This is a genomic window from Niabella aurantiaca DSM 17617 (assembly GCF_000374125.1).
In the GTDB taxonomy this organism is placed as follows: Bacteria; Bacteroidota; Bacteroidia; order Chitinophagales; family Chitinophagaceae; genus Niabella; species Niabella aurantiaca.
In genome coordinates, this window is the sequence record NZ_KB893628.1 from 31,018 (window position 1) to 46,407 (window position 15,390).

The following is a 15,390-nucleotide window of genomic DNA, read 5'->3' on the forward strand; positions in this document are numbered from 1 at the left end:
CGGCCTCCGCCGACCGCTCCTCATTTTTCATGTTCCCTTACAAACTGATATAAATTAAACCGGCCCGATCGTATGCCGGCTTCAATGGCATCCTTTAGTCTCCGCCGGTCAATGCCCTGCATTCTTTTTTTCTGCAGGAGCTGGTAAGCTTTTTCGGCCAGAAGCCATCCTTTCCGTTCATTGGAGTGGGCTTCCTCTATTTTCCGGGAAAGGCCGGCATATAATTCAGCTACTCCCTTCATTTCGTGTGCTACTGTTGGTACAATCAGCGGCAACCGGCTGGTTCCGGAAAAAGCCGGGGCCAGCATCTGTTGCAGGTTCTTTAAAAAAATGGTGGCCCCCGGCCGGTCGCTCTTATTTACAACAAAAATATCGGCTACTTCCATTAACCCGGCCTTCATCGTTTGCACTTCATCCCCCGCCTCCGGCACCAGTACCACAACCGTTACCTCCGCCAGTCCGGCGATCTCAACTTCGCTTTGTCCCACACCTACCGTTTCCACAATGATCAGGTCAAACGGCGCGGCCTTCAGCAGGTCGGTGATCTCGATGATCTTGGGGTTCAGCCCGCCCATTGCTCCCCGGCTGGCCAGGGACCGGATAAAAACATGATCATCCAGATACCACTGGTTCAGACGGATGCGGTCTCCCAGAAGAGCGCCAAAATGAAACGGCGATGAAGGATCGATGCAGATAACCGCCACCTTTTTGCCCTGCTGCACGGCCATTCCGATCAGCGCGTCCGTCAATGTGCTTTTTCCCGCACCGGGTGGACCCGTAATACCCAAAACCGGAACAGCACGCTGAGGCAGCTGTTCCAGGAAGGCAATATAGCCTTCCTGCTCATTTTCTACAAGACTGATGGCGCGCGCAATGAGCTTTACATCGCCCTGTATGACTCCGGTATATAACGAATCCCACATATTGTACATCGCTAAAATACGGAAGAAAATGCAAGGCGGCCATCCATTGCCCGGGGCGAACGTATAAATAGCAGCAATAAGATTGCTTGGCAGCTTTTCAGTTTAAATGGCTGCAGCGGCCCGCCTGACTGATTCCGGCAGGCGCAGGTTTGTGCCGCTGACGCATATTATTTTACCCGGTATTTTCACAACCGTTTCAATCTTCCGATCTGCTGCAATAAACTGATGCCTTTGCCCTTCCGTACCGGAGCACTCCATTAAGGGATCCAGCGGCCCGGAGCAGAAAAAAATGTTCTGCATCCCCAAAAACAGCAACCGGCAAACTTTTTTACCTTTGGGCATGACCAACTTCATTCCTATATTTCCTTTATCGATCGTTGTGTTTCCGGAAGAACAGGTGAACCTGCATATTTTTGAGCCCCGGTACAAACAATTGATCAACGAATCCGCGGCAACCAAAAAACCGTTCGGGATCCCGGTGGTAGTAGACAATCAGCTGCAGGAATGGGGCTCACTGGTGTATGTGGAAGAGATCGCAACGGTCTATGAAAGCGGCGAAATGGATATCCGGACCCGTGGGAGCGACCTGTTCCGCATACTGGAAGTGATCCGCGAAATTCCGGAAAAACTGTATTCAGGCGCCATCGTCAACTACCCGGAGAACAACCTGAAGGGCAATCCTGAAGTGATGCGGCAGCTCGTAAGGCAGATGCGGGCGCTGCACGGATACCTGCAGGTAACGAAAGATTTTAAAAAAGACGAGGGCCTTTTAACAGCCTATGATATCGCCCATCACTCCGGCCTGACCATACAGGAGGAATACGAGTTCCTGCAGCTGACCCAGGAACGGCAGCGCCAGGAATACTTAAAGCGGCATTTTGAAAAAACACTGCCGGTCTTTGAAAAAATGGACCAGTTAAAACAAAAAATACAAATGAACGGCCATTTTAAAAACCTGGGCGGGTTTGATATAAATAAACCCGGCAGAAAAGGTTAACCAGAACGGTTACCGTTCAAAACCAGGAGTTTACAAGAAAGGGAAAAAAAGTTGCTGTTTTTTTATTTACTTGCACCCTATGTCTACCACACTTTGTTTCGACTTTGGGAATACAAGGAAAAAAGTTGCTGTTTTTCAGGAAAAAGAAATCGTGAAGATCCTTGTATTACAGGATGATACCACGGCAACCATCCGGTCGCTGGTAGAAACGTACAAACCGGCAAAGTCCATTTTATCCTCGGTAATCCATCACAATGCAGAAATAGAGACGATTTTAAAAGACACTACCCGCTTTCATCTGTTGAACCACCTGTCGCGGCTGCCCATTACCACTCCGGTGGGCAAGCCCGAGACCATCGGGGCAGACCGGTTGGCCATTGCCTGCGGCGGAGTACACTTTTACCCTGGCAAGAACCTGCTTTTAGTGGGGCTGGGGACCTGCATTACCCTTAATTTTGTGAACAAATACAGGGAGCTGGTAGGCGGATCGATCTCACCGGGACTGGAAATGCGGCTCAAATCGATGCAATACTACACGGCAAAGCTGCCCCTTGTGGCGCCCAAAGCGGACGTTCCCCTGATGGGCTATGATACAGAGACCAATATACTGTCCGGTACGATCCTGGGAATCGCTTATGAGCTGGACGGATTCATTGCCGCTTACGAGGAAAAATTTGACAACTTTAACGTGGTCTTAACCGGCGGAGATATGCAACATTTGGCATCACACCTGAAAAGCAGGATATTTGCCGACCCTGAATTAATATTTAAAGGCCTATATGCGATTAGTGAAGTTAACAACGCTTAGAAAATTGGACGCATCTGTAATAAAACAATTTGCCGCAGCAATTTGCCTGACCGGCTTTGGTTTGATTACAAATGCCCAGGATAATTCCCCTTATTCGAGATACGGCCTGGGCGACGAGATCTCCTCGTCCAGCGCTACCAGCAGGGGCATGGGCGGCGTTTCTGCGGCCTATAACAGCTATACTTCTGTTAACTATGCCAACCCTGCATCCTATTCTTTTTTTCTGTCCATCCCGGAACCCGGTACACGCAAGCAATTGCAGGGGCGGGCCATACTGGACATCGGGATCGAAGGAACGGGGCGCACACTGATCGATAAAACACAGCAAACCCGCTTTACTTCCAGTAACCTTATTTTTAACCGGGTTTCTGTGGGCATTCCCCTCCGGCGTAACTGGGGAATGGCTTTTGGACTGAGGCCGATGAACCGGATCAGCTATAAGATCCAGCAAAGCGGAAGGCTCCAGGATGAGCATACCGGCGAAGACATTGATTCTTCGCTTACCGTTTTTGAAGGATCCGGCGGTGCCTACCTTGCATCGCTGGGAACAGGGGTAAAGTTCGCGCTGGCCAAAAACCACTACCTCAGCCTGGGGATCAACGGGGGGTATTTGTTTGGCTCAAAAGACTATGCCCGGCACCGGAGCTTCTTTAACGACACTACCCTGTATCAAACAGGGGCCTGGGATACAAAAACATCCATGGGTGGCTTTTACACCGATGCAGGCCTGCAGTACCAGGGAAAAATGAGCGATAAACTCTACCTGGGTGTTGGTGTATATGGCAACTGGCAGCAAAAAATCAATACAAAGGCCTCTTTAACCTCCAGCGTGATCAGTAATACCACCGGGATACCGGATACCGCGTATTCCACCGGCGAGGTACCGGGCAATATTATTTACCCCACTAATCTAACGGCCGGTTTTATCCTGCAGAAACCCCAAACGCAAACAGAAGCCGGATGGCTTTTTGGAGCCGATTTGACAACTACCAACTGGCAGAATTACCGGGAGAACGGCCGGCCTGATACCGCAGTTGCCAGCAACTGGAAACTGAAAGTAGGCGCGGAATTCAGTCCCGTGAACAAAAGGAATTATCTTAGTCAGATGTATTACCGGCTCGGCTTCTTCACCGGCCCGGATTATATAAAGCTTCGCGGGGAGCAGCTGCCTCTTTATGGTGTTACCGCAGGTATCGGTTTGCCCCTGGCCAATTATAACCAACAGGCAAGAGGCCAGGCCACGATCATCAACCTGGGACTTGAGTACATGAAACGGGGCAACAACAACAGCCCCCTGCAGGAAAATATGTACCGGATAACAGTGGGCTTTTCCTTAACCGATATGTGGTTTGGCAAACGCAGAAACGGAGACCGTTAATGCCGGTAGCCCTACTTGTGGAAAGGATCCTTCGCTGTTCGTGTCCGCCTGTTGCGGAGCTGCAAAGAGACTACGAAAGATGCGGCGGCTTACAGAAAAAATGTTGCGCATCCGCCGGCAGGGGCCTGGTCATCATCTGCTGATTTACATTACTTTTGCAATAAACCGGTTTTGAAGTTGCGTTCACCATACGTTTTTCTTTCCGCAGTACTGCTGCTCCTGGCCGCCTGTGAGAACACGGAAGAGGAGATCAATTCCCTTAACAAAAAAGCGAGCATGACAGACAGGGCCATCAAAGTAGAAGGCTATCTGTCGCAGGGAGGTAAGGCAAAAGCAAGATTAACGGCCCCCATCATGCTCCGGGTACAGGCAGATACGGTCTACACAGAATTTCCCCAAACCCTGCACGTCGATTTTTATAACGACAGCGCAAAGATCGAAAGCCGGCTGGACAGCAAGTATGGCAAGTATATGGAGACCATAAGTATGATCTATCTCCGGGACAGTGTGCGGGTCACCACGGTGAAAGGAGATACCCTTTACTGCCAGGATCTCTGGTGGGACCAGAACAAGCAGATCTTTTACACCCACAAACCCGCCCGGTCGGTAACTTTAGCCGGGGACCGGGTCCAGGGAGACGAAGGCCTGGTAGCCACGCAGGATCTGAAAGACATAAAATTCATCAACAGTCATGGCCTGATACCATCGGGTCAGGTCGGGCTTCCCGGCCAAACCGATACATCCGGTCGCCAGGCACCCCCTGCTCCGGCAGGAGCGCCTGATTCAACCGGTTCCCCCACTCCGGCGCCGGCGCCGCAAAAACCCGGAACATAGTTGCCGGCAGACATTCCTTTCATAAATCCTGAGCGGGGAATGCTGCTGATTTCGTAATTTCCCTTATGATTTTTACAGACAAAACCGTTGTGATCTCCGGTGCTACCCGGGGTATCGGAAAGGCCATTGCCCTGAAGCTTGCCGCTGCCGGCGCCAATATCGTTATCGCCGCCAAATCGGTGACCGAAAATGAAAAACTGGGCGGCACCATTTATTCGGCTGCTGAAGAGGTGAACGCCGCAGGGGGCAAGGCACTTCCTGTAGCCTGTGATGTACGAGCAGAAGACCAGGTAAAAAAAGTAATGGAGGCCGCAGCGGCAACGTTTGGCGGCATCGACATCCTGGTCAACAATGCCTCCGCAATTTCCTTAACGGATACAGCTTCCACCCCGCAAAAAAGATATGATCTTATGCAGGAGATCAATGTACGGGGAAGTTTTCTGATGGTGCAGGCAGCCCTCCCCTACCTGAAAAAATCGGCCAACGCCCATATTTTAACACTGTCGCCCCCCATCAACCTCCACCCCAAATGGCTGGCGCCGCATATTGCCTATACCATTTCCAAGTACAATATGAGCCTGCTGACCCTGGCATGGGCCGCTGAATTTAAGAACCTTCCCATTGCAGCAAACGCATTATGGCCCAAAACCACCATTGACACGGCAGCGGTACGCAACCTGCTGGGCGGACAGGCCCTGGCCAGCAGGAGCCGGACGCCGCAGATCGTGGCGGACGCTGCTTTTTTCATCCTGCAAAAAAACGCAGCCAGCTGTACCGGCAACTGTTTTTTGGATGAGGAAGTACTCTCAGCGGAAGGTATTACGGACTTTACGCCCTACGCCGTAACACCGGGAGGCCCCTTATACACCGACCTCTTTTTGGATGACGGGGATATTTCCTGAAAAAAATCCGTCTTCATTCAATACCTGGACCAGGTCGTTCCCCTGCAGAAATTCAGCAACGCAAAAACGGTTTTTCAGGCCGTCTTTGCAAAAGAAATGCAAAAGGCGGTGCAGAAACGGCAGTCTCGCACAATGTTTGTGCCCATTCAGGCAAGGCCGGCGCTACCAACACTGCCGGTAAAAAATGAACTTATGGATAAAAGAGAAAAATTAGCCGCAATGGACAAGATCCTGAGAGAACTGGATGATCTGAAAAACAGTGAAACCGCTGTGTTGAAGAAAATTTCCCAGATCGAGGCGGAGAACATTAATCTTGGAGTCGGGTTACTGGATCAAACCCTTCCCGATGTACACGAAAACATTGATACAGCGGTTGAACAGATCGAAACGGTCATCAGCCAGTTCACAGAACATCGCAACCGGTTCTCCAGGGAGCATAAGCTGGAAGAGCCTGAAGACCAGCCTTCCAATCCCTGACCCTCCCGGCCGTTTTATTCTTCAATCTCCGGGTTGTCGGCCCCCGCGGCCGCCCGCAGTTCCTGCGCCGTATCTTGCTGGGCTTCTTCGTGCAGATAGTCTTTCCGTTTCAGCTCAAAGTTCCTTCCCAGGTATAGCCGGCGTACCTGCTCATTGGCCGCAAGCTCTTCAGCAGTACCTTTTTCAAATATTTTTCCGTCGATCAGCAAATAGGCCCGGTCACAGATGGATAGGGTTTCGTTCACGTTATGATCGGTGATGAGGATGCCGATATTCTTATATTTCAGGCGGGCCACAATGCTTTGAATGTCTTCCACGGCGATCGGGTCGATCCCCGCAAACGGCTCATCCAGCAGGATAAACCTTGGGTTCACCGCCAGCGCCCGGGCTATTTCTGTTCTTCTGCGCTCGCCGCCGCTCAACACATCGCCATTGCTCTTGCGTACATGGCCCAGGCGAAATTCCATCAACAACGACTCCAGCTTTTCCTTTTGCTCGGCCCTCGAAAGTTTGGTCATTTCCAGCACCGCAGCGATATTATCTTCCACGCTCAGCTTCCGGAAGACGGACGCTTCCTGTGGCAGGTACCCGATACCCATCTGCGCCCTTTTATACATGGGCAGCCTGGTGATATTCCGGTCATTTAAAAACACATCGCCTTCATCCGGCTTGATGAGGCCCACCACCTGGTAGAACGACGTGGTTTTTCCTGCGCCATTGGGGCCCAGCAATCCCACGATCTCCCCCTGGTTCACCTCAAAAGATACGTGGTTCACCACCGTACGCTCTCCGTAGCGTTTTACCAGATCCCTGGTATGTATTTTCATTAACATGCCCGGCAAAAATAAGAAAGCTTCCACATTATCTGCTACGGGTTTCGTTAAATATTAAGGCGATCCGCCAGCCTGCAGCAGCTGGATCCGGGAATTGAGAATCGAGGATCGGGAATCGGGACATCACATCAGGTATCAGGCAATCAACCTGGAACTTTAAACCCCGAACTTCAATACTGGTATCTTTCCATTAGTTTTGCAGCCTATGAAGGTGATCGACCATATTAAGAATGCAAAGGATACACTGATCTCTTTTGAAATACTTCCCCCGTTAAAAGGCCGGGGCATTGAGGCGCTTTATGATCATTTGGATCCCCTGATGGAATACCAGCCTGCTTTTATCAATGTTACCTACCACCGGAGCGAGCATATTTTTAAAAAGAAGCCGGATGGCAGTTTCAAACAGGTCATTGTGCGGAAACGGCCGGGTACTGAAAGCATCTGTGCGGCCATTATGAATAAATACAATGTAGATACGGTCCCGCATCTGATCTGCGGCGGGTTCAGCATTAATGAAACCGAAGATGCATTGATCAACCTCGACTACCTGGGGATTGATAACGTGCTGGTATTGCGGGGAGATGCCGCAAAAAACGAAACAGCCTTTATTCCCCAGCCGGATGGTCATAAATATGCCTCGGAATTATTGAAGCAGGTGGTGGACCTTAATAACGGCGTTTATCTGGAAGAAGACCTGAAAAATACGCGCAAGACGGACTTTTGTATCGGTGTTGCCGGTTACCCGGAAAAACATTTTGAGTCGCCGAATATGGAACTGGACCTGGCCTATCTGAAACAAAAAGTAGACAACGGCGCAGCTTATATCGTAACACAGATGTTTTTTGACAACGCAAAATATTATGCGTTTGTAAACGCCTGCCGGAGCGCGGGCATTCAGGTTCCGATCGTTCCCGGTCTGAAGCCGGTGTACACCCAAAAGCAGCTCAATGTGCTGCCCAAAACTTTTCATATTGACCTGCCCGCCGATCTTTCAAAGGAAATGATGAAATGCCGGACCAATGAAGATGTGGAAAAAGTAGGGACCGAATGGTTGCTGATGCAATCGAAAGACCTGAAAAAAAACGGGGTGCCCGTACTGCATTATTATACGCTTGGCCGGCCGGAGATCATAGCAAACGTGGTAAAGGAACTGTAATATTCCCCGCAGGAGCAGCCCGGAGAGCTGCAAAACACGTGATTATTGAATTACCCGAATGATATTTGTTACACAACTCATTTACATCAATGAAGGAAGCGAGGCCGTTTTTCATGATTTTGAGCAACGGGCCATCCCATTGATAGAAAAATACAACGGCCGCCTTTTGTTCCGGCTGCGCCCGCAAAAAGCGGATTTCATTGAAATAAATACGGAACCGCCTTATGAAGTGCATCTGGTTTCTTTTGAAACAGAGGAGGATCTCAAGCGGTTCCTGGAAGACGAAGAAAGAAAACAATTTTTACACTTAAAGGAACAATCCATCCGGTCGGCTGTTCTCATTCAGGGAAAACAACTATAAAATGGCTCGGAAAAAGAAAAGAAATATCGTTCTTGAAAATATCCTGATCGAAGACTATGCCGCAGAGGGCCGGTCCATTGCCCGAGTGGAGGGAAAGGTTATTTTCGTAGAACAGGTGGTTCCGGGGGATGTGGTCGATATCCGGCTGGGAAAAAATAAAAAGGACTGGGCCGAGGGACACCCCATCGCTTACCGGTCCTATTCCAAAGAGCGGGTGACGCCCTTCTGCACTCATTTTGGCGTTTGCGGGGGCTGTCAATGGCAGATACTGCCTTACGAAAAACAGCTGCAATACAAGCAGCAGCAGGTAAAGGACAACCTCCAGCGCATCGGCAAAGTTCCGTTGCCGGAAATACGACCCATCCTTGGGGCCGCCCAAACCCGGCAATACCGCAATAAGATCGAATATACATTTGGCACGGAGCTATTCATGCCCAAAGAGCAGTTCAACGCACTGAAAGAGCAGGGCGTCAACCCGCATGAATATGGGAAACAGGGTGTGGCCGGCTTTCACGGAAAAGGTTTCTGGGATAAGGTCGTAGACATTCAGACCTGTTATTTACAGCGCGAGCCCACCAATGCCATCCGCCTGGCGGTAAAAGCTTTTGCCCTGGAGCAGGGATACAGCTTTTATGATCTGCGGCAGCATACCGGCCTCCTGCGTACCATGCAGGTACGTCTTTGTGAAACCGGGGAGCTGATGGTGAACCTGGTAATGGGCGCAGACGACCCGGAAAAGCGGGAAAAGATCCTCAACCACCTCCAGACCCGGTTTCCGCAGATCACGACGCTTTTATACACCATCAATACAAAACGGAACGACAGCATTTATGACCTGGAGCCCGTGATCTGGCACGGACCGGGTTACGTGACCGAGCAGCTGGAACAATACCGGTTCAAGATCGGCCCCAAATCATTTTTTCAGACAAATACGGCACAGGCAGTGGAGCTGTACCGGGTAACCCGCGATTTTGCGGAGCTTTCCGGAAAAGAGACCCTGTATGATCTCTATTGCGGCACCGGGAGCATCGGTATCTTTTGCAGTGAAAAGGCAGGGAAAGTGATCGGCGTGGAGATGATCGATGCGGCCATTGAAGATGCCAAAGAAAATGCCGCATGGAACGGCCTGGACAAGACCCGTTTTTACGCCGGCGATGTGATCGATATCTGTACCGACGCCTTTTTTGAACAACATGGGCGCCCGGATGTTATAGTAACCGATCCGCCCCGGGCGGGGATGCACGGAAAACTGGTGCAGAAGATCAATGAAATGGCCGCACCGGTGGTCGTTTATGTGAGCTGCAACCCCGCAACCCAGGCAAGGGATCTGGCATTGTTGAACGAAAAATATGAGGTTACAAAAATTCAGCCGGTAGATATGTTTCCGCACACGCTCCATATAGAAAATGTAGTGCAGCTGAAACTCCGGTAATGAGCCAAACATAAATACAACATTATTCATGAGTTCTTATTTTACAAGACCCCCCGAAAAGTTTCCGCCCGCCATCAAATACCTGATCGCCATTAATGTGGTGGTTTGGCTGGCGCAGGTCATTTTTGACAAAAAGTACCCCGTTACCATTACAAGCGACGGAAGTTTGGTCGGGTTTTTAACGGGAAAGCTGGCTTTGTGGCCCATCGGTGGCGGGTTTAAAGCCTACCAGCTGATCACCCACATGTTTTCCCACTCTGCCTCGGGTTCGCAAATGTTCTTTCATATCCTGTTCAATATGTTCACCCTGTGGATGTTCGGGCGCATCCTGGAAAATGTATGGGGTACCAAACGGTTCCTGATCTTTTACTTTATCTGCGGGGTAGGAGCAGCGGTGCTTCATCTGGCCGTTCAGTATTATTCCGGGGCCAGCAGCATTGCCGTGGGAGCTTCCGGCGCGGTAATGGGCGTGCTGGTGGCTTTTGCCATGACCTTCCCCAATACGGAGCTGTATATCATGTTCATCCCCGTGCCGGTAAAAGCAAAATGGGCAATTACAGGCCTCATTTTAATCGACCTGTTTTTTGGGTTATACGGAGCCTCAGGCGACAATATTGCGCACTATGCACACCTGGGAGGGGCCATTACCGGTTTTATTCTTCTGAAAATATGGAATCAGACAAACCGACGTAATTTTTACTAAATTTATCCTAAATAAGGAATCAACTTTTAACCCTTTAATTTTGTTGGGTAATTGATATGGGTATTTCTGACAGAAACTATGATAGCCGGTTGTCATTTGGCACAAGGGTGAATCCGCTGGTCATACTGATAGCCATCAGCATGATCCTGTTTGTAGTCCTTGCGTTTTTTAAAGCGCTCACCTACCTGCGTTTTGACGAAGGGGCTGATGTTACCGGGTATTTTAACGACAATATTCTGAGCACGATTGCCTTGTCGCCAAAACTGAGCACGGCCCTTACTAAAATATGGACCTTTCTCACCTACTCATTCGTACAGGTAAATGTATGGGAGTTGATTGCAAATATGTTATGGTTGTGGTGCTTTGGTTTTATTTTCATTGACATTACCGGCAACAGAAAGCTGATCCCCCTGTTTATTTATTCCACGCTGTTCTCGGGCCTGGTGTACGTGCTTATTTGCAAATCCATGCACCCGGAAACACATGCGTTTCCTTACTGTAGCGGCTCCGGGGCCTGTATCCTGGCAATCGCCGTTGCCGCCACCACCATCTCGCCCAATTATAAATTGCTGCCCATGCTCAACGGGGGAATTTCTCTGTGGATCATTACCCTTGTTTATACCGTGATCGACTTTGCCACCATCCCCGCGGGTGTACCGGCGCTTTATTTTTCACAGCTTACGGGGGCGTTGACGGGCTTCCTGTTCATTTATCTTTTAAGGAAAGGGTATGACGGGAGCGAATGGATGAACCGCGTTTATGACTGGTTCATCAACCTCTTCAACCCCGACAAGCAGGAGAACCGGAAAAAAATAAAAGACACCTACTTTTATAAGGCCCCCGGGGAGCCTTTTACCAAAACCTCCCGGCTTACACAGCAACGGTTAGATGCCATTTTAGACAAAATGAATCAATCCGGTGGTTATGAAAGGCTTACTCAGGAAGAAAAAGATTTTTTAACCCGTGCCAGCCATGAGGATCTGAGGGGCAAATAGTCAAAAACCTCCCACACTTTTACCAGTTTGCAGATAACTTGACTATCTTTCGGTTTGAAAGAGTCCGTCGATGAGCATTTTCGCAAAAATCAGCAACAGGGTTTTACTGGGCATCAATATTTTGGTGGCCTTTTTTTTCCTGTTGGCTTGCCTGGCGGCCTATATCAGTCCTATGGACTGGCCCGTTCTCTATGTTTTCAGCCTGGGCTTTCCTTTTTTATTGTTGCTGGTGCTGGCCTTTTTCGGCTGGTGGCTCTTTATCCGGAAGAAATGGGCATTGATCTCGGCGATCGCAGTGGTGCTGGGAGGAGGAGCCATTACCAATTTTTTTGCATTCAACTTCAGAAAGCCGTTCCGGCAGGAAAAAAAAGCAGGGCATATCCGTATCGTTACCTGGAACGTGGCACGTTTTGTAGAAATGGTGATCAATAACAATAAGGGAAGCCAAACCCGGTACAAAATGCTGCAGCAGATCCAGAGCGTCAACGCCGATATCCTGTGTTTTCAGGAATTCAGCTCTTCGATCAACCCGGACTGGTATAACAATATAGTGGCCGTAAGTAAGGGGCTGGGGTATCCGTATTTTTATTATTCGCACGACTGGGACGGAGACCGGTTGTTTAACGGCAGTGTTATTTTTAGCCGGTTCCCGATCGTGGACACCGGTATTGTGCGCTACCCACGCCCCACACTGCCCGAGGCCCTGCTGTTTGTAGATATAAAAAAAGGAAAACAACTCTTCCGCGTTTATACCACCCACCTGCAGTCGAACCAGTTCCGCAAAGAAGATATCTCCAAAATCGAAGCCTTAAAAAAAGCAAAAGGGAACATCCTCGGCAATGCCTTCTACATCTTTACCAAATTGAGGACGGCCATCCAGCACCGGAGCATACAGGCCGATATGATGCCCGAAATACTGAAGAACAGTCCCAATCCAACGATCTTTTGCGGCGACCTCAACGACGTGCCCAACTCCTACACTTACCACAGGGTTAAAGGAAATATGAAGGATGCCTTTTTAAAAAAGGGGCTGGGCATCGGAAGAACCTATAATTCATTATCGCCCACATTAAGGATCGACTACGTTTTTACCGATGATCATTTTGAGATCGATCAGATCAAACGGGTAACGACTAACTATTCCGACCATTACATGATGGTTTGCGATCTGCAGCTGAACCCTTCTCCCAATTAGTTTTGCAGCGGTTACCAGTCTTCTGTGGTTTTAACGGCAAGCAGGGGAGCCAGCAGCTCGTGATTAAATCGTGTCTCCAGTATTTCTTTCAGTGAACGGTTCTTTAGTTTTCCTTTTTTATCATACACAAAATAGCTCCGGTTCAGGAAGATCACCGTTCCCGGGCTTCTCACGGCTAATACGGTGGCCACCGAATCCACACGAGGATCAAAGCTGCGGATGCCTCTGATCACCGGGGCGTTCACCTTTATTTTCCCCTCCTTAAACTCAAAACTGGCCTGGAAGGTAATATCATAATCCTTTCTATAATAGTTAAGGCCCCGGCGGTCGGTTGCCTGAAAAATGATCTCCTTTCCGGGATCAGTCACTATCCGGTCGCGGAAAGAACCAAAGCTGGCCTGTATCCGGCGTTCAACCGCTTCAAACAGCTGCTGCTGCGAGGCTCCGGGCACTTCAATCACATAATAGTTTTTCCCCCCGGATGCAGCAAATCCATCCGGTTTCAGCAAAAACTGCGCATCGCTTTCCGACAATATCAAAAGGAAAGCGGCCAGTAAAAAATGGTATTTCATAAAAATGGTTTTGATCTGTTTATCAGACGACAATCCCCTTGCAGAAACTACCGGCAATTTCCGGATTTGGCAGCAGTTTAACAGACCCGGTGGCCGCTTTATATTCCCTTCCGGTTAACGCCGGGCCCGCCCGGGTTGATGTTGATTTCCGTTTGCTGATGACCACACCGGCAAGGGCGGGACATATTAAAAATGTTCTGCGCCCTTTTTATTCATCCCGGGTCAAATACCAGCGACCTCCTTTATATTTGTAATCTTACAAAAAGATGGTATGAGTACACTCAAGATACATAATTCATATTCCCGTCAAAAAGAAACGTTCGAGCCCATTACCCCGGGCTATGTAGGCATGTATGTTTGCGGGCCTACGGTAAGTGGCGAAAGCCACCTCGGGCACGCCCGCCCCTATATTACCTTTGATGTGGTTTTCCGTTACCTGCAGCACCTGGGATATAAGGTACGCTACGTACGTAATATTACCGATGCGGGTCATTTTGAAGAAGAAGGGCGCGAGGCGGAGGATAAGATTTCCAGCAAAGCTGTGCTCGAAAAACTGGAGCCTATGGAGCTGGTACAAAAATATACCAACCTGTTCCACTGGGCCATGAACCTGTTCAACACGATCCCCCCCTCCATTGAACCCACGGCCACGGGGCATATTGTAGAGCAGATCGAAATGATCAAAAAGATCATGGCGGACGGTTACGCTTATGAAAAGAACGGCTCCATTTATTTTGATGTAAAAAAATACGCGGCGGGGCACGACTACGGAAAGCTCAGCGGCCGGAAAATAGAAGACCTGCTGGAAGCGACCCGGGAGCTGGAGGGCCAGGAAGAAAAAAGGGACGCGGCAGATTTTGCGCTGTGGAAAGCCGCACCGGCCAAACACATCATGCGCTGGAACAGTCCCTGGGGCGAGGGTTTTCCGGGATGGCACATCGAATGCTCTGCCATGGCAACAAAATATCTGGGGACCCGTTTCGATATACACGGCGGCGGCATGGACCTTCAGTTTCCGCATCACGAAAGCGAGATCGCGCAAAGCACCATTTGCAATGGCAGCGCCCCCGTAAAGTACTGGATGCACAATAATATGATCACCATCAATGGCCGCAAGATGGGAAAGAGCTACAACAATGTGATCAAGCTGACCGAATTGTTCAGCGGTGACCATCCCCTGCTTACCCAGGCTTATCATCCCATGGTGGTGCGGTTCTTTATCCTGCAAAGCCATTACCGGAGTACGCTCGACTTCAGCAATGAAGCGCTGCAGGCATCGGAAAAAGGATTAAAAAGGCTATGGGATGCTTATGAGAACTTACAACGCCTCAGGGACAGAAGCAGTGAGCTGCAGGAAACGGCAGCAGACCCGGAGCTGGATGAACGCCTGCGGAAGCTGATGACGGAGTTTGATACATTCATGAATGATGATTTCAACACCGCAAAGGTGCTGGCCAATATGTTTGAGCTGGTGCCCGTTATCAATAGTCTGAAGGATAAGACCATTGCCCTCACCGGCATCTCAAGAGCTACGTTTGACCTGCTGCAACAGCAGTTTTATACCTACCTGGAAACAATTTTAGGGCTAACGTCTGTTTCGGCGGCCGATAACGAAAAGCTGAAGAATGTAATGCAGCTGCTGATCGAGATCCGCAAAGAAGCGCGCAGCCGCAAGGATTTTGTCACATCCGACAAGATCCGCAACCAGCTGGCAACGATCGGCATTCTTTTAAAAGACGAAAAAGACGGCAATATCAGCTGGAGCGTGGAGTAACACAAGACCTGTCAGGTTTTTAAAAGCCTGACAGGTCTGACCAATAAGAA

The 15,390-nt window shown here is 49.7% G+C and carries 16 protein-coding genes; 13 read left to right on the plus strand and 3 right to left on the minus strand.

The features are described from left to right. Nucleotides 1-20: 20 nt before the first annotated feature. Nucleotides 21-923, minus strand: a complete 903-nt coding sequence (meaB, locus tag B160_RS0109180) for a methylmalonyl Co-A mutase-associated GTPase MeaB (protein WP_018627611.1) — start codon at nucleotides 921-923, stop codon at nucleotides 21-23. Between the two features lie 340 nt (nucleotides 924-1,263). On the opposite strand from meaB, the gene B160_RS0109190 reads away from it, so the two are divergent. The 6 genes from B160_RS0109190 (at nucleotide 1,264) to B160_RS0109220 (ending at nucleotide 6,319) form a co-directional block, all read left to right on the plus strand. Then, nucleotides 1,264-1,920, plus strand: a complete 657-nt coding sequence (locus B160_RS0109190) for an LON peptidase substrate-binding domain-containing protein (RefSeq protein WP_018627613.1) — start codon at nucleotides 1,264-1,266, stop codon at nucleotides 1,918-1,920. A gap of 79 nt (nucleotides 1,921-1,999) precedes the next feature. Then, nucleotides 2,000-2,728: a type III pantothenate kinase gene (locus B160_RS0109195; protein ID WP_018627615.1), complete on the plus strand. Its 729-nt coding sequence runs from the start codon at nucleotides 2,000-2,002 to the stop codon at nucleotides 2,726-2,728. After that, a complete protein-coding gene (locus tag B160_RS0109200; RefSeq protein WP_026309658.1) occupies nucleotides 2,700-4,106 on the plus strand; it encodes a hypothetical protein in 1,407 nt (468 codons plus the stop codon). Before B160_RS0109195 ends, B160_RS0109200 begins: the two co-directional genes overlap by 29 nt. Before the next feature lie 171 nt (nucleotides 4,107-4,277). Continuing rightward, entirely contained in the window at nucleotides 4,278-4,940 is a 663-nt protein-coding gene (gene lptC / locus B160_RS31340; protein WP_245562180.1) for an LPS export ABC transporter periplasmic protein LptC, read from the plus strand. A gap of 65 nt (nucleotides 4,941-5,005) precedes the next feature. Then, on the plus strand, nucleotides 5,006-5,842 hold the full coding sequence (locus B160_RS0109210; protein WP_018627620.1) for an SDR family oxidoreductase: 837 nt from the start codon (nucleotides 5,006-5,008) through the stop codon (nucleotides 5,840-5,842). Between the two features lie 192 nt (nucleotides 5,843-6,034). Next, nucleotides 6,035-6,319: a hypothetical protein gene (locus B160_RS0109220; protein WP_026309659.1), complete on the plus strand. Its 285-nt coding sequence runs from the start codon at nucleotides 6,035-6,037 to the stop codon at nucleotides 6,317-6,319. A gap of 14 nt (nucleotides 6,320-6,333) precedes the next feature. Here B160_RS0109220 and lptB read toward each other — a convergent pair whose 3' ends face one another. After that, a complete protein-coding gene (gene lptB / locus B160_RS0109225) occupies nucleotides 6,334-7,152 on the minus strand; it encodes an LPS export ABC transporter ATP-binding protein (protein ID WP_157557974.1) in 819 nt (272 codons plus the stop codon). 205 nt (nucleotides 7,153-7,357) lie between these two features. Here lptB and B160_RS0109230 point away from each other — a divergent pair, with 205 nt between their 5' ends. From B160_RS0109230 to B160_RS0109255, 6 genes are all read left to right on the plus strand, one after another. Further along, a complete protein-coding gene (locus tag B160_RS0109230; protein WP_018627624.1) occupies nucleotides 7,358-8,308 on the plus strand; it encodes a methylenetetrahydrofolate reductase in 951 nt (316 codons plus the stop codon). Between the two features lie 58 nt (nucleotides 8,309-8,366). Beyond that, nucleotides 8,367-8,669 carry a putative antibiotic biosynthesis monooxygenase gene (locus B160_RS0109235; protein ID WP_018627625.1) on the plus strand — a complete coding sequence of 101 codons (303 nt, stop codon included), beginning with the start codon at nucleotides 8,367-8,369 and terminating at the stop codon, nucleotides 8,667-8,669. Nucleotide 8,670: 1 nt separating this feature from the next. Next, nucleotides 8,671-10,101, plus strand: coding sequence for a 23S rRNA (uracil(1939)-C(5))-methyltransferase RlmD (rlmD, locus tag B160_RS0109240; protein ID WP_018627626.1), 1,431 nt, complete (start codon nucleotides 8,671-8,673; stop codon nucleotides 10,099-10,101). 28 nt (nucleotides 10,102-10,129) lie between these two features. Continuing rightward, nucleotides 10,130-10,804 (plus strand): rhomboid family intramembrane serine protease, encoded by a 675-nt coding sequence (locus B160_RS0109245; RefSeq protein WP_018627627.1) that lies wholly within the window; start codon nucleotides 10,130-10,132, stop codon nucleotides 10,802-10,804. 56 nt (nucleotides 10,805-10,860) lie between these two features. Continuing rightward, the gene (locus tag B160_RS0109250; RefSeq protein ID WP_018627628.1) at nucleotides 10,861-11,799 is read left to right on the plus strand and encodes a rhomboid family intramembrane serine protease; all 939 of its coding nucleotides are present in this window, start codon (nucleotides 10,861-10,863) and stop codon (nucleotides 11,797-11,799) included. A gap of 70 nt (nucleotides 11,800-11,869) precedes the next feature. After that, nucleotides 11,870-12,994, plus strand: coding sequence for an endonuclease/exonuclease/phosphatase family protein (locus B160_RS0109255; protein WP_018627629.1), 1,125 nt, complete (start codon nucleotides 11,870-11,872; stop codon nucleotides 12,992-12,994). A gap of 11 nt (nucleotides 12,995-13,005) precedes the next feature. On the opposite strand, the gene B160_RS0109260 is transcribed toward B160_RS0109255, so the two are convergent. Continuing rightward, the gene (locus B160_RS0109260) at nucleotides 13,006-13,566 is read right to left on the minus strand and encodes a hypothetical protein (RefSeq protein WP_018627630.1); all 561 of its coding nucleotides are present in this window, start codon (nucleotides 13,564-13,566) and stop codon (nucleotides 13,006-13,008) included. A 271-nt stretch (nucleotides 13,567-13,837) separates the two neighbouring features. Here B160_RS0109260 and cysS point away from each other — a divergent pair, with 271 nt between their 5' ends. Continuing rightward, a complete protein-coding gene (cysS, locus tag B160_RS0109270) occupies nucleotides 13,838-15,340 on the plus strand; it encodes a cysteine--tRNA ligase (RefSeq protein WP_018627632.1) in 1,503 nt (500 codons plus the stop codon). The last annotated feature ends 50 nt before the right edge of the window (nucleotides 15,341-15,390 follow it).

Coding starts and splice junctions, on each gene's coding strand:
- meaB (WP_018627611.1), bottom strand. CDS start 923: ATGTGGGATTCGTTATATACCGGAGTCATACAGGGCGATGTAAAGCTC.
- B160_RS0109190 (WP_018627613.1), top strand. CDS start 1,264: ATGACCAACTTCATTCCTATATTTCCTTTATCGATCGTTGTGTTTCCG.
- B160_RS0109195 (WP_018627615.1), top strand. CDS start 2,000: ATGTCTACCACACTTTGTTTCGACTTTGGGAATACAAGGAAAAAAGTT.
- B160_RS0109200 (WP_026309658.1), top strand. CDS start 2,700: ATGCGATTAGTGAAGTTAACAACGCTTAGAAAATTGGACGCATCTGTA.
- B160_RS0109210 (WP_018627620.1), top strand. CDS start 5,006: ATGATTTTTACAGACAAAACCGTTGTGATCTCCGGTGCTACCCGGGGT.
- B160_RS0109220 (WP_026309659.1), top strand. CDS start 6,035: ATGGATAAAAGAGAAAAATTAGCCGCAATGGACAAGATCCTGAGAGAA.
- lptB (WP_157557974.1), bottom strand. CDS start 7,152: ATGTTAATGAAAATACATACCAGGGATCTGGTAAAACGCTACGGAGAG.
- B160_RS0109230 (WP_018627624.1), top strand. CDS start 7,358: ATGAAGGTGATCGACCATATTAAGAATGCAAAGGATACACTGATCTCT.
- B160_RS0109235 (WP_018627625.1), top strand. CDS start 8,367: ATGATATTTGTTACACAACTCATTTACATCAATGAAGGAAGCGAGGCC.
- rlmD (WP_018627626.1), top strand. CDS start 8,671: ATGGCTCGGAAAAAGAAAAGAAATATCGTTCTTGAAAATATCCTGATC.
- B160_RS0109245 (WP_018627627.1), top strand. CDS start 10,130: ATGAGTTCTTATTTTACAAGACCCCCCGAAAAGTTTCCGCCCGCCATC.
- B160_RS0109250 (WP_018627628.1), top strand. CDS start 10,861: ATGGGTATTTCTGACAGAAACTATGATAGCCGGTTGTCATTTGGCACA.
- B160_RS0109255 (WP_018627629.1), top strand. CDS start 11,870: ATGAGCATTTTCGCAAAAATCAGCAACAGGGTTTTACTGGGCATCAAT.
- B160_RS0109260 (WP_018627630.1), bottom strand. CDS start 13,566: ATGAAATACCATTTTTTACTGGCCGCTTTCCTTTTGATATTGTCGGAA.
- cysS (WP_018627632.1), top strand. CDS start 13,838: ATGAGTACACTCAAGATACATAATTCATATTCCCGTCAAAAAGAAACG.